Source organism: Tahibacter aquaticus (assembly GCF_004363655.1).
GTDB lineage: Bacteria > Pseudomonadota > Gammaproteobacteria > Xanthomonadales > Rhodanobacteraceae > Tahibacter > Tahibacter aquaticus.
In genome coordinates, this window is sequence record NZ_SNZH01000016.1 from 178102 (window position 1) to 191619 (window position 13518).

At 66.3% G+C, this 13518-nt stretch carries 10 protein-coding genes; 3 read left to right on the forward strand and 7 right to left on the reverse strand.

Features of this window, described 5'->3' with window-relative positions:
* Positions 1-59 precede the first annotated feature (59 nt).
* Complete coding sequence (locus tag DFR29_RS22760) at positions 60-2690, reverse strand: serine/threonine-protein kinase (RefSeq protein ID WP_133820933.1); 2631 nt, start codon at positions 2688-2690, stop codon at positions 60-62.
* Between the two features lie 244 nt (positions 2691-2934).
* Between DFR29_RS22760 and truB the strand changes: the two genes are divergently transcribed.
* From truB to pnp, 3 genes are all read left to right on the forward strand, one after another.
* On the forward strand, positions 2935-3885 hold the full coding sequence (gene truB / locus DFR29_RS22765; protein WP_133820934.1) for a tRNA pseudouridine(55) synthase TruB: 951 nt from the start codon (positions 2935-2937) through the stop codon (positions 3883-3885).
* Between the two features lie 154 nt (positions 3886-4039).
* On the forward strand, positions 4040-4303 hold the full coding sequence (rpsO, locus tag DFR29_RS22770) for a 30S ribosomal protein S15 (protein ID WP_425598882.1): 264 nt from the start codon (positions 4040-4042) through the stop codon (positions 4301-4303).
* 24 nt (positions 4304-4327) lie between these two features.
* Positions 4328-6445: a polyribonucleotide nucleotidyltransferase gene (pnp, locus tag DFR29_RS22775; RefSeq protein WP_133820936.1), complete on the forward strand. Its 2118-nt coding sequence runs from the start codon at positions 4328-4330 to the stop codon at positions 6443-6445.
* A 161-nt stretch (positions 6446-6606) separates the two neighbouring features.
* Here the strand turns inward: pnp and DFR29_RS22780 are convergent, their stop codons facing one another.
* The 6 genes from DFR29_RS22780 to DFR29_RS22805 all read right to left on the reverse strand — a co-directional run bounded on the left by DFR29_RS22780 (position 6607) and on the right by DFR29_RS22805 (position 12923).
* Positions 6607-7425, reverse strand: coding sequence for a hypothetical protein (locus DFR29_RS22780; RefSeq protein WP_133820937.1), 819 nt, complete (start codon positions 7423-7425; stop codon positions 6607-6609).
* Between the two features lie 274 nt (positions 7426-7699).
* On the reverse strand, positions 7700-8353 hold the full coding sequence (locus tag DFR29_RS22785) for a hypothetical protein (protein ID WP_208113683.1): 654 nt from the start codon (positions 8351-8353) through the stop codon (positions 7700-7702).
* A gap of 28 nt (positions 8354-8381) precedes the next feature.
* The gene (locus DFR29_RS22790; RefSeq protein ID WP_133820938.1) at positions 8382-9167 is read right to left on the reverse strand and encodes a DUF899 domain-containing protein; all 786 of its coding nucleotides are present in this window, start codon (positions 9165-9167) and stop codon (positions 8382-8384) included.
* A 217-nt stretch (positions 9168-9384) separates the two neighbouring features.
* Positions 9385-10068, reverse strand: coding sequence for a Vgb family protein (locus tag DFR29_RS22795; protein WP_243746149.1), 684 nt, complete (start codon positions 10066-10068; stop codon positions 9385-9387).
* Between the two features lie 44 nt (positions 10069-10112).
* Positions 10113-11333, reverse strand: coding sequence for a helix-turn-helix domain-containing protein (locus tag DFR29_RS22800; protein WP_133820939.1), 1221 nt, complete (start codon positions 11331-11333; stop codon positions 10113-10115).
* A gap of 435 nt (positions 11334-11768) precedes the next feature.
* Positions 11769-12923, reverse strand: a complete 1155-nt coding sequence (locus tag DFR29_RS22805) for a serine hydrolase domain-containing protein (RefSeq protein ID WP_166654279.1) — start codon at positions 12921-12923, stop codon at positions 11769-11771.
* Positions 12924-13518: the final 595 nt, after the last annotated feature.

Sequence of the window (13518 nt, forward strand, 5' to 3'; positions counted from 1 at the left end):
AGTGGCGCGGCCTGGGTGATCAGCCGCCAGCGCGGCAGGATGGTTGCGCGTCGGCTGCCTCAGATCCCTATCGTCCTGGCGACGGTCTCGGCATGCAGGCGCACATCGTGCGGCCAGCGCGTCCATACACGCAATGTCGTGAGAATCTCTGGCGTCAGCCGCGTGCGTGCGCCGTCGAAGTCATACAGGCGGAAACGCGCATAGGCGATATCGCCCGTCAGGTAAGCGACCTGCTGGCAGTTGCCGCACGACTCGACCATGTATTGCAGCGCGCTTTCCGCATACAGCACGGCTTCGAAGTAGTCGCCGCTGGCGATCAGTGTTTCGGCCAGTGTGCGGCTGGTATAGGCGAGGCTGTCGCGGGATTCGGCCGGCGTGACCGCAAATGCCAGTCCCGCGAAGCGCTTTGCGGCGGCGTAGTCGCCATGGCCATTGCGATAGACCAGTGCAAGCGAATCGTAGATGAGCGCCGCGCCGCGCTTGTTGGTGTCGATCGCGTGCGTGATCCGCAACCCCTCGCGCATCAGTTGTTCGCCCTCCTGCGCACGCCCCTCCTCCAGATAGAGATTGCCGAGCAAGTTATACATTGCCGCCAGTTCCGAGTACGTGTCGCCGTAGTACTTGCGCTGGCCGGCGATGGCGCGCTCGAGCACGTCGATCGCCAAGTCGTTGCGACGCAGGCGATAGTAAGCCTGCCCCAGGCTCTGCAACGTGGGGATCAAGGCAGGGTCGTCTTCAGGCAAGCGTTTGCGCTGTGACGCGAGCAGGGTTTCGAGCAGTTCCAGCGCGTCGTCGGCATTTCCGTTCAACGAGAGCTGTCGGGTGAGCCGGTGCAGCAACGGTTCCAGGCGCGACGGCTGTATATCCGCCCGTCGCCGCAATGTGTCGTAGCTGCGGCGCAGATAGGCGATGGCCTCGGCGGGATGTCCGTCCAGGCGCAAGGTGCGGGCCTTGACCAGCGCAAGCCGCACTTCGGCGTCAGGATCGCTGTAGCTGGAATCCGCCGCGATCCGTGCGGCAGCGTCGTCGATCGCCCGTGTTGCGTCGCGATAGCGGCTTGCCAGAGAAGCCAGCTCGGCGTCGATGACATCCTGGCGCACGCGCTGTTCACTCGATGCATCCGGTGTTTTTGCCATCGCTTCCCGCGCCAGCTGCGCCTGCCCCTCGGCCGGCTCGATCATGTCGAGTCGGATGTACAACTGTGCCAGTGTCTGCGCCACTGCTGCCTTCAACGCCGTATCGTCCGGCGACACGCTGCCCAGCGATCGCGCGGCACTCTGCAGCAGTTCGCTGGCACTGACGTCGCGGCTGCGTGTCTTGAAGGCCGAGGCGTTCTCGAACGCGTTGACCAGAAACTCGACCACCCCGCGCGCGTGATCGCGCTCGTGCTCGGCCACGGCGCGTGCGGCGACGGCGCGGCGCGACTGCTGGACCGTCATGGCGATCGCGGCGATCGCGACAACGCCGGCCAGCACAGCGGCGCCGACCGAAACGCGATGTCGTCGCACGAAGCAGCGCAGGCGATAGCCGCGTTCGCGCGCACGCTGTGCGATCGGGCGCGCGGCGAGCACACTGCGCACGTCCTCGGCCAGCGCGTCGACCGAACCGTAGCGGTCGTCCGGCGGCTTGCGCAGCGTCTTGGCGACAATGAGATCGAGATCGCCGCGCAGCGCAGCGACGAGCGAGGCAGCGTCGGCATGGCCGCGCCGCGTCCAGCTGCCGTCGCTGCGCACGATGGCGCGACTGGGCAGCGGCGGATCTTCGCTCAAGATGCGTTCGACGATGGTTGTGCGCGCTTGCCCGGCGAAGTCGAACGGCTTGCATCCACAAAGCAATTCGTACAAAAGACTGCCGAGCCCGTAGATGTCGGTGGCGACGCCGGTGTTGCGGCCGGCCACTTGTTCGGGTGCGGCGCAGTCGGGCGAGAAGAAGCCGCTGTCGATCGTCGCGTCGGTGGCAACGACGCCATCGGTGGCCTTGGCGATGCCGAAGTCGAGCAGGCGCACGCGGCCGTCGTGGTCGACCAGGATATTGCCGGGCTTCAGATCGCGGTGCAGTACGAAGCGCCGGTGCGCATGGGCGACTGCGTCGCAGACGCGCAGAAACAGCGCCAGCCGGGCGGGCAATGCCAGGGCACGCTGGTCGCAGTAATGTGTGATGCGTTCGCCGTCGACGTATTCCATGGCGAAGTAGGGCCGGCCGTCGGCGAGTTCGCCCGCATCGATCAGTCGCGCGATGTCCGGATGATCCAGGCCGGCGAGGATGGCGCGTTCGCGCCGCAGGTGTTCGACGAGGCGGCCGTGACGCAAGGCCAGCGGTACCACTTTCAGCGCCACGCGCTGCGGCCGTCCGTCGACGTTGCGCGTGGCCAGGAACACATTGCCCATGCCGCCGCTGCCGAGCAGCGAATCGATGCGGTAGCTGCCGATCTCGGCGCCGGGCAGCAGGCGTTCGTCCTGCTGGGCGAGTGAGCGTACCGCCTCTGCAACCAGCGCCGCGCCGGGCATGACGTCCTGCGTCGCCAGGTAGTCGTCGTGGAGGGCGAGCAGCCGGCGCACGGCGTCGGCAATCGCCGGGTCAGCCGCAGCGGTGTCGATGAATGTATGGCGGGACTGTTCGGGCTGCTCGATCGCGGCGTCGAACAGGCGTTGTACGTTGCGCCAGTGCGCAGTGTCGGTCGTTGGAGTCATGCGGTGTCGGCGAGTGGGTCGTGCAGACGCTGGAAAACGATGAGGGTAGGGCGCGGCGCGACGAGCGCGGCAAATTGCGCCACAACCGGGCGCCGCTCCTGCATGGATTGTCGTACATAGGGCACAGCCGGATTGGCGCTGCGGCGAAGGTCAGTCGCCGCCGTGCGCATTCCGTTGGCCGGTACCGATTCGCCGCGTGCGGCAAAGATGACAGAATGGCCGGCTTCCGACGATTCTTTGGCGCATGAGCAAGAAAAAAGACCCTACGCCCTGGCGCGAAGTACATGGCATCGTGCTGCTGGACAAGCCATCGGGGCTTAGCTCCAACCAGGCGCTGCAGAAGGCGCGCCGCCTGTTCCTGGCGGACAAGGGCGGCCATACCGGCAGCCTGGACCCCCTGGCCACCGGCCTGCTGCCGCTGTGCTTCGGCGAAGCCACCAAGATCGCCGGTTACCTGCTCGGCGCGGCCAAGGCCTATCGAGCCACGGTACAGCTCGGTACGACCACGACGACAGCGGATGCCGAAGGCGAAGTGCTGCTGCGCCGGCCGGTGCCGCCGCTGGATGCAAGCCGGATCGAGGCGGGGCTCGCGCGTCTGCGCGGCCGCATCACCCAGGTGCCGCCGGTCTACAGTGCGATCAAGCTCGACGGCGTGCCGCTGTACCGCCGTGCCCGCGACGGCGAGGATGTCAGTGCCGCGCCGCGCGAGGTTGAGGTGTTCCGGCTCGACCTGCTGCTGCACCAGGGCGAACAGCTGGAGCTGGCCGTCGAATGCGGTTCCGGCACTTATGTGCGCAGTCTTGCCACCGACCTGGGCGAATTCCTCGGCTGCGGTGCTCATCTCACCGCATTGCGGCGGACCTGGGTCGATCCGTTCCGTGACGCGACGGCCTGGACCTTGGATCACCTGGAAACCTTGCTGATGACCCAGGGCCGCGAATCCATCGATGCCTTGCTGCTGCCCACCGACGCTGGCCTGGCCAACCTGCCCCTGCGGGCGCTGGACGCGGCGCAGGCGCACCGCCTGGCCCTGGGCCAGCCGGTGCCCGGCATGGGGACTGCGGCTGAATTGTGCCGTGTACACGACGACAGCGGACATCTGCTTGCTCTGGGCGAGGTCGACGGTGCAGGTATTTTGCGCGTGCGCCGCGGTCTCAACCTGCCGCGCTCCGCAGTTCTGGCGGGCGCGTTTTGAACACGGATAATCTTTCAGGCTTGTTGCGCCGCGGCGTCTGGCGTTAAAATCCCGCGGCTCTCTTGACAACTCATCCCACGCGGGGCTTGTGCAGCGCCTTCGGACTACGGTCGCGCTGCACAAGCCTCGTCTAGCTTTCAAGGTCTCAAAAATGTTGAACGTCGAACAAACCCAGAAAATCCTCGCCGACTTCGGCCGCGTCCCGAACGACACCGGCTCGCCGGAAGTCCAGATCGCCCTGCTGTCCGCCCGTATCGATAGCCTGTCCGGCCATTTCGCCAAGCACGCCAAGGATCACCATTCCCGCCGCGGCCTGCTCAAGATGGTCAACCAGCGCCGCCGCCTGCTGACCTATCTCAAGGCCAAAGACGCCACCCGTTACAAGACGTTGATCGACCGCCTCGGCATCCGCCGCTAAGCGCAACAGCACGAGGAGATGGCAGTGGCGAAAGTAACCAAGTCGTTCCAGTACGGTAATCACGAAGTCACGCTGGAAACGGGCGAAATCGCCCGCCAGGCTAGCGGTGCGGTTCTGGTCAGCATGGGCGGAACCGTCGTGCTGGTCACGGCAGTAGCAGCCGGCAAGGCGCGCGAGGGGCAGGATTTCTTCCCCCTCACCGTCGACTATCAGGAAAAGTTCTATTCCGCCGGACGCATTCCCGGCGGCTTCTTCAAGCGCGAAGGCCGTCCCACCGAAAAGGAAACGCTGACCTCGCGCCTGATCGACCGGCCGATCCGCCCGCTGTTCCCGGAAGAGTTCCGCAACGAAGTCCAGATCATTGCGACGGTGATGTCGCTGAATCCGGAAGTCGACGGTGACATCCCGGCCCTGATCGGTGCTTCCGCCGCCCTCTGGCTGGCCGGCGTTCCGTTCAACGGTCCGATCGGTGCGGCCAAGGTCGGTGTCATCGACGGCCACTACGTGCTGAATCCCAGCGCTTCCGAGCTGAAGACCTCGTCGCTGGAACTGGTTGTCGCCGGCACCAACAATGCCGTGCTGATGGTGGAATCCGAAGCCAAGCTGCTGAGCGAAGAAGTCATGCTCGGCGCCGTCACCTTCGGCCACACCGCGCTGAAGAGCGCCATCACCGCGATCGAAGCCCTTGCCGCCGAAGCCGGCCGCAAGACCTTCAAGTGGACCGCGCCGGTCCGCAACGACGCCCTGTTCGCTGCGCTGGAAGGCCATATCGGCAACCGCATGGCCGACACGTTCCAGATCCGCGACAAGCTGGCCCGCCGTGACGCGCAGTCCGCGCTGAAGAGCGAAGTCAAAGCCGCCATCGCCGAAGCTGCCGCCAGCAACAAGTGGACCGACAGCGAAATCGGCTACGCCTTCGGCGACATCGAATACCGTACCCTGCGCGAAGGCGTGCTCAAGACCAAGGTCCGCATCGACGGCCGCGCCCTCGATACCGTCCGCGGCATCGACATCCGCGTCGGCGTGCTGCCGCGTACCCATGGCTCGGCCCTGTTCACCCGCGGCGAAACCCAGGCCCTGGTCACCGTGACCCTGGGTACCACCAAGGATTCGCAGATCATCGACGCGCCGGAAGGCGAATCGAAAGATACCTTCCTGTTCCATTACAACTTCCCGCCGTTCTCGGTCGGCGAATGCGGCCGCATGGCCGGCCCGAAGCGCCGCGAAATCGGCCACGGCCGTCTCGCCAAGCGCGGCGTGCAGGCCGTCAAGCCGAGCATGGAAGCCTTCCCCTACGTGCTGCGCGTGGTGTCGGAAATCACCGAATCCAACGGTTCCTCGTCGATGGCCTCGGTGTGCGGTTCCTCGCTCGCCATGATGGACGCCGGCGTGCCGCTGACTTCGCCGGTGGCCGGCATCGCCATGGGCCTGGTCAAGGAAGGCAACGATTTCGTCGTGCTGTCCGACATCCTCGGTGACGAAGACCACCTCGGCGACATGGACTTCAAGGTCGCCGGCACGCAGGACGGTATCTCTGCGCTGCAGATGGACATCAAGATCGACGGCATCACCGAAGAAATCATGCGCGTGGCGCTGGAACAGGCCAAGCGTGGCCGTCTGCACATCCTCGGCGAAATGAACAAGGTGATCACCTCGGCGCGCTCGGAAATGAGCGAATTCGCGCCGCGCCTGCTCACCATGCGCATCCACCCGGACAAGATCCGCGAAGTCATCGGCAAGGGCGGTTCGGTCATCCGTGCGATCACCGAAGAAACCGGCACCACCATCGACATCCAGGACGACGGCAGCATCGTCATCGCCTCGGTCAACCGCGCTGCGGCGGAAGAAGCGAAGAAGCGCATCGAGATGATCGTCTCCGACGTCGAACCGGGTCGCATCTACGAAGGCAAGGTTGCCAAGCTGATGGACTTCGGCGCTTTCGTCACCATCCTGCCGGGCAAGGACGGTCTGGTCCACGTTTCGCAGATCTCCAACGAGCGCGTCGAGAAGGTTTCCGACAAGCTCAAGGAAGGCGACATGGTCCGCGTCAAGGTGCTGGAAGTCGACAAGCAGGGCCGTATCCGCCTGTCGATCAAGGCCGTGCTGGAAGACGAGCAGGCTGCAGCAGCCGGTACCGCCTGATCCTTGCGGTCATTGCTTGAATGAAAAAGCCGGCCCTGGGCCGGCTTTTTCTTGTCTGCTGCATGGCGCGCAGCGCCAATGCGCGGAATTGCTGCGTGGCGGCAGGCCGGTAGGGAAGGCTGCTGGACGCAGCCGATCCCCACCGCTGCCATCTTTTTGCCTTACGGCGTCGGCAATTCGAAGCCATCCTTGAAGATGCTGGTTTCCACGGCACCCGTGCCGTCGAGCCGCATCGGCAGCGTCTGGTTGAAGGTGCTGCCTGTATCCACGATCAGCGCCCAGGTGCTGGTCGATACCGTCAGCTGCTGCGCATTGCCCGAGGCGTTCTGTCCCGGAATGGTCACGAACGGTGCAAACGGACCCGAGGCGACCGAGCCGGTCAAGGACCAGTCCAGCCAATACGTACCCGGGGTGAGATTTATCGACAGGTTGCCGGCCGTCGCGCCCATGATGGCGCGCTGCCCGTTGGTCAGCGCCGCACCGGTAGTCCGGTAGATGCCGGAGAAGGTGGACGACGTCATCACATTGGTGGTGGTGTCGCCGAAAACCACCGTCGAGGCGGGCAGCGACGGATCGCCATTCCAGATGCGCAAGGTCATGGTCGTCAGCGTCGAGGTCGTATTCGATGCTGCCTGGGTCTGGTAGGCATAAACCGTAACGCCGGTTAGCGTCCAGCCACCGGCGGGAACGGTGAAATCTTCCGCCAGGCGGAAATCGCCCGTCGCCGTGGCACCAAAACTGCTCGAGGCACCCTGCAGCGCGCTGGTGTCGGCGCCGCCGAAACCGGCGCCGGGGTTGGTGATCATCAGGGCACGCGAATCGAACAGGGCCGGCGTGCCCTGCGGCTGCGGCACCCAGGACTCGACGAAGCCGGATGGTGCTGCGGTGGACGGGCCGCCGAAAGTCGAGTTATCCGACTGGGCGAATGCGGCGGTAGAACACAATGCGAGCGGCAGCAAACAACGCAAAAGCTGTTTCATGGGGAAACTCCGTGCAGGGGCAAGGGAGCGCATGCGGGCATCGCGGAAACCATACCGCCGCGCCGCTGGCGTATCCGATTAGAGCATACGCTGACGTTTGTGTGGCATTTGCACCGTTTGTTGGAAGTTAGCGGCAGATTGTCCAGCGCTGTTCCGGCTGGCTGTGTGGTTCTGCCGGACATGCGTGGCGACGGTATCGCCTGCAGCGCGGGCCCATGCCGGGCCCGTGCGACAACGCGTCGGCATGGTGCGGGGGCGAATGGCGCAGCGGCACTCAAGGCCACGTCATCAATAGCCCGCCGCCAACGGCCTGCGCGGCAGTCCAGCCATGGCGTGGCGTACTGCCGCTCAGCAGGCGCGGAAAACGGCTGACTCCGCGACACACGCCGCTGGCGATGGCGCCGGTCATTACCAGCATGGCGGCCAGGTGCAGGCCAACGGCTGCCATGGCCAGGATCACCGAACCAGAGGCGGTGATCGCACGTGCCGGGTTGTCGCTCATGCACAGCGGCAGCAGCGCTGGTACCAGCATCAGGCCAGCTCCGTGCGCAGTGGCCATCAGGCAGGACCACACGGCGATGCCGGCATGGCCGGCCTGCGTGTCGACATCGAGGCAGACGAGATGTCGGCTGCTCCTGCGCGCGGTAGCGCCCCCTAGCCCGCGATACAGCGCCACGCCGGTCAGCAAGACACCGGCCCACCGCTGTACCAGCAGGCGGTCTATCAGAACGCCCTGTGCGACGGCTAAAACCACGATGACTATCGATGCCGCGTGCCCGAGCGCGATCGGCAGCAGGGCGCGCCACGCCTGTGCAGTGCGGCGGCTGCCAAGGCCACAGGCGGCGGCGAACATCCAGCCGTTTGCCGGGCTCAGCCCATGCAGGGCGCCGAGCCCGGCCATCGTCAGCCATGGCCACACGGTTTCCATCGCGTGCTCCCGATGCGGCCAGACAGGCTCAGGCTGGCGAGGCGCAACAGCTGGTCGCCGGCAGTGGCCCTGCCGGCGTTTCCGCGGCGTAGCGATCATGGTGACGTACCCAGGCCATCGAATAGTCCAGGCCGTCCTCGTCGCGACCCTTGGGCGTGAGTTCCAGCAGCGGGTAGGTGTGCATCATCGTTTCCACGCCGCGGCCATAGCGCGAGTAGGTATGCACGACCTCGCCCGCGTCATTGCGGCAGAACACGCTGATGCCGGGGGCTTCCTCGTGCGGGAAGGGCTGACGCCGGTAGTTGTAGTTCACCGCCCCGCTGGCCAGTTCGTCCTGGCTGAAACTGACGCCGAAGTCGTGGTTGAAGTCGCTGCCGTGCGAAGAAACCCAGCCGAACTGCCAGCCCATGCGCTGGCGAAAACGCTCGATCTCGGCCAACGGCGCGCGCGAGACGGCGAGCAGCGTGACGTCGCGCTGCGCCAGATGAGTGTTCGCGCCGTCGTGATGGTCGGCCATGAAAGAGCAGCTCTTGCAGCCCTGCTGCCAGCCCGGCGCCAGCATGAAATGCTGCACCAGCAGCTGGCTGCGGCCGTCGAACAGCTGAGCGAGGCTGCGCGGGCCTTGCCGCGTATCGAAGACGTAGTCTTTCGTCACACGCACCCAGGGTAGGGCGCGGCGCTCGCGGGCGATCTGGTCCTGCAGGCGGGTCAGCTCCTTCTCGCGCGCCAGCAGCGTCAGGCGGGCGGCTAGCCACTGCTCGCGCGATACGATGGGATGATCGGCAGCGTCGATGGCGGCAATCGCGGTATTCATGGTGCACTCCTCGGCCCAGGTTGGGCCATCGTGGGGCGATGCGCGGATCTCGCATCGCCCGGGCAAGGCATAGCCGTATCCGGTCGGCAAACCGGAAGGACTGCAGGGCTTGGGTCTTCGATAGGCCCGCATCGGCGACGCGGGCTGTCTGCGCGTCAGTTCCAGCGGCGGGGCGGACAGTCGCTGTCGGGGAGGACGCCGCGCCCGGCCTGGCAGCCTAGGGCATCGGTTTCGGTCGCCGTACCGCGCGGATTTTTCCGCTGGGGCCGCCGCCGCAATAGAACAGGCCGGCGCCGTCGGACTCCAGTCCGCTGACGCCTGCACCGCGCGGCATTTCCAGTCGTTCCAGTACGGCACCGCTGGCCGGATCGATCTGGCGCAGATCGCTCTCGTCGCCGTCCCAGGTGCCGTGCCAGAGCTCGCCGTCGACCCAGGTCACTCCAGTGACGAAGCGATTCGATTCGATCGTGCGCAGGACGGCGCCGGTGGCGGGGTCGACCTGGTGGATCTTGCGATCGCGGTACTGGCCTACCCACAGACTGCCCTCGGCCCAGGTCAGGCCCGAGTCGCGCCCTTCGCCCGGTGCGGGAATCGACGCCACGACGGTGCCGGTAGACGGGTCGATCTTGTCGATACGCGCTTCAGCGATCTGGTAGAGGTAGCTGCCGTCGAACGCGGTACCGGCGTCAGCCGCACAGGCCAGCGTTTGCACGACCTCGCCGCTGTCGGGATCGATGGCCAGCACGGTCGATCCGGTCGCGGCCCAGACGTGGCGGCCGTCATGAGTAACGCCATGGATTGCTGCGGCACCGTCGAACGGACCGTATTCGCGCACGATTTCCGCGGCGCGGGCCGGGACTTGCCCGCTTGTCGTATCCATGCTGTTCGGGGTGGGGCTCATTGCCTGGCTCCTGTTGGCGCTCGTCGCGGCGCCGCAGTGCCAATCTACCCAGGCGGCAGCGTGGCAGGGAGTAACAAGATCGTCGTGAATCCCACCAGCGGTGGTGCCAGCCAGCGCTGCGCGCGGGCGCGGCCGACCGCGCGCACCTGCGCGGCGGCCTGCAGTTCCACCAGCGCGCGCTGCACCGTGCGCTGGCTGTCGCCCAGCGCCAGTGCGAGTGCCGAGGTGGACCAGGCGGCGCCGTCGGCCAGCAGTGCCAGCAACGAGGCCTGCTCGCCGTCGAAGGGCGGCATCAGCACCGCAACGGTGCGCCCCTCGCGCGGCGTCAGCACGAAACCCTGCGCACTGGCTTCGATCTGCGCCAGCGGCGCGACCAGCCTGCGCAGACGGCCGATCTCCACGCGCAGGCGGGCGCGGTGCGTCTCGTCCGGACTGCGTGTACGGAATACCTGCGCGATCAGCGCATTGCGGTCGACATCGCCAGGCCAGCCTTGCGCCAGCGCGCGCAGCAACGCAAATAATACTGGCCGTCGCGCCAGCGGCTGCCAGCGTTCTCCGCCGCGCAGGCCGCGGCGGCAGGCGTCGACCACCAGCGCGCCCGAAGCCAGCAGTGTTTCGACCTCGGCCAGGCGCAACGGCTGCTCATGACCGGCGTGGACTCGCCGGGCGGCACAGCGGTCCAGCGCAGCGCGCGCGTCGTTCACTTCGGCCAGCAAGGCCGGCACGCGGGCACGCCTGGCTGCTTCGGCAGCGCGGTCCAGCGCGGCCAGCGCCGCCGCGGTGTGCAGCGAGCGCAAGGCCAGCTCGGCCGCGGCCAGTTCCGCTACTGCCGCCAATGCCGGCGGCAGGCTGGAGGTATCCAGCTCTGCCAGCGCCGACCTGGCTGCATCGAGATGGCCGAGCAGCAGCAGGCGACGCAGCGCGATCAGTCGCGCCTGCAGTGCGTTGGCCCGATCGGCGCGCATGTCGAGTGCCGCTGCGGCCTCGGCGAGCGCACGCGGCGAACCGCACAGCTCGCGCATGGCCAGCGCCACTTCGGCCTCGGCGACGACACAGCGCGCCCGCGCCAGCGCTTCGCGCGTACCAAAGCCGCGCGCGGCGCGGCGCAACAGCTCGCGGGCACGCGGGTACTCGCCCAGCTGAGCCATGGCGATACCACGCAAGGCGAGCGCCGGCGGGTCATCGCGCAACGCGACGAGCTTGAGCGCGGCCAGTGCATCGCCAATGGCGAGTGCGCGGCCGGCGGCGGCGATCAGGGAATCCATGGCGCGAGGCTACTGCGCGGCGGCCGGTTTCGCACAGACACCAGTCCGGTCGACAGGTAGCGCCGCTGCTGTTGCGACACAGGCTAGTCCGCACCGTCGCATGGTCTGTGCACAGCGGTGTAGCCGAAGACGTCATCCCGTAGGGCGCGATGAGGGCAGCGAATTGCGCCGAGTGGAAATCTGCAGCTGCATCTTGACCGGGGCTGCATCGAGCTTTCCTGGGGCGTCTGACAGAATATCGGACTCGCTGGCCGTCGTGCCTTGCCCTTCAAGAGCAGAAAGCAAAAAAGCCGGCTGCGACCTGTCGCCGCCGTCTGTGCTGAATGCACACAATGCATCACATGCTATTAATGCGGCGTAATTGCTCTTGTTACAAATGCCTGCGCGGACGATTTCGCAATCGCAGGGTCTGGTTGCCGGCCCGCATGCAGCAGATCAGGGGCTGGACGCCCGCCACGCCTTCAGCATCGCGTTCACCGCTGCGCCTGCTGGCCCGTCCCCGGTCAATGCCACCGCCACGAACGCCTTGTCTTGCGGCGAATAGATCACCAGCGCGCCTGCGCCGGGCGTGCCGCCGGCATGGCCAATCCAGAGATTGCGCCGCTCGCCGTCGGGTACGTCGAACAGCATGGCACCCAGGCCGTAATACGTACCGGCATCGAACATCGGATACCAGGCAGCCGACATGTCGGCCACCGTCTGTGGTTTCAGCAGTTGCCCGTTCAGCAGCGCGGCCCAGAAGCGCAGCATATCGGCTGCATCGGCAGCAATGGGGCCGGCGGCGCCGGGCCAGCGCGGGTCGATCGGTTTTTCCTTGGCGGAAACCAGCGGTGCAATGCCGCTTGTATCGCTGCCGGCGTTCAGGGCGCGGGTATGTCTGAGGCCGAGTTTGTCGATGATGCGCGCGGTAATGGCCTGATCCAGCGGACGGCCGTCGACTTTCTGCACGATGGCGCCGAGCAGGTCATAGCCCGTATTGGAATAGCGCCAGTTGGCGCCGGCGCAGAACATCGCGCCATGGCGGCGGGCGATGGCGAGGTTTTCCTCGACGCTGCGGTAGCGCGGCTTTTCCCGCGACTTGCGATCTTCGTTGGCACTGAACAGGCCACTGGTATGGGCCAGCAGATCGCGCAGCGTGATGGCCTTGCCGTTGGGCACATCGTCGATCCAGTGGGAGACGGGTGTGTCCAGCGACAGGCGGCCTTCCTCGGCCAATTGCAGCACGACGACGGCGGTAAAGGTCTTGCCGGCACTGGCCCAGTAAAGCAGTGGCGCATCGGCCTCGGTGTGGCTGGCGCTCCAGCTGCCGACGCCGGGTACGGCGATGGCGGCACCTATGGACGGCGCAGCCGTGGCGCTGCGGATTTGGCCGAAGGCATGGTCGAGGCGCTGCACGGTAGCGGCATCGAAGTCCGTGTCGGCCAGCGCACCCGGTGCGGGCGCTACCGCGACAGCGGCGTGCAAGGGGCGGCCCGCGTAGATTTCGCGTGTGTCGCAGTGCACGGGCGTGTAGTCGGCGGCAGTCGCCGTGCTGCCGGCGGTGGTAGCGATAAGCAGGCAAACGGCTACACGTGCGGCGGTGCGTGGCATCGGCAACTCCGTGGGTATGGATGGGGCAGGAGCACAAAGGGCAGGCGTCGCGTGGAATCGCGCGAGACAGCCGGACACCTGCCGCCGTCCCATTCGCTGGAGGATAGTTGTGACGGGAGCGCGCTGCCCAGCCTAGTCCGCCGCAACAGTCAGCCGCGGTTCTGGCTGAGCCGCTGTCGCTACGGCCGCTCCCCGTTGACGAATTGCGCCATCGTGCCGTCATGACTTGCCGCCCTGCAGAGAGAACCCCGCGGACGCGAGGTTCTCTCCGTATGGCGCGGCAGCTTTCTCCTGAGAGGCCACCGTACTCTGGAGGATACAAATTCGCGTAGGGAATAATGTGCCATCGCCGACGGCTTGCTCGCCCGCGACTTGCCCTGTTGCGGCAATACGCCGCTCGCGGACTGCGTCGCGTCGCTGCTGCTTTGATTCTGTCCAACGCGCTTTTACGTAGGGATGCGCCATGAATCGAATCCTCAATGTCACCACGCACCTGGGCTCGCAAGTGCTGCGTTTCGACAGCCTGCAAGGCCGCGAAGCCTTGTCCCAGCTGTTCGATTTCCAGCTCACACTGAAAAGCGAGGAAAAGGGGATT

Bases quoted from the DNA above. Each gene is read 5' to 3' on its own strand.
- truB (WP_133820934.1), top strand. From the start codon at position 2,935: ATGAGCAAGAAAAAAGACCCTACGCCCTGGCGCGAAGTACATGGCATC.
- DFR29_RS22790 (WP_133820938.1), bottom strand. From the start codon at position 9,167: ATGAATACCGCGATTGCCGCCATCGACGCTGCCGATCATCCCATCGTA.
- DFR29_RS22780 (WP_133820937.1), bottom strand. From the start codon at position 7,425: ATGAAACAGCTTTTGCGTTGTTTGCTGCCGCTCGCATTGTGTTCTACC.
- DFR29_RS22800 (WP_133820939.1), bottom strand. From the start codon at position 11,333: ATGGATTCCCTGATCGCCGCCGCCGGCCGCGCACTCGCCATTGGCGAT.
- DFR29_RS22785 (WP_208113683.1), bottom strand. From the start codon at position 8,353: ATGGAAACCGTGTGGCCATGGCTGACGATGGCCGGGCTCGGCGCCCTG.
- DFR29_RS22805 (WP_166654279.1), bottom strand. From the start codon at position 12,923: ATGCCACGCACCGCCGCACGTGTAGCCGTTTGCCTGCTTATCGCTACC.
- DFR29_RS22760 (WP_133820933.1), bottom strand. From the start codon at position 2,690: ATGACTCCAACGACCGACACTGCGCACTGGCGCAACGTACAACGCCTG.
- DFR29_RS22795 (WP_243746149.1), bottom strand. From the start codon at position 10,068: ATGAGCCCCACCCCGAACAGCATGGATACGACAAGCGGGCAAGTCCCG.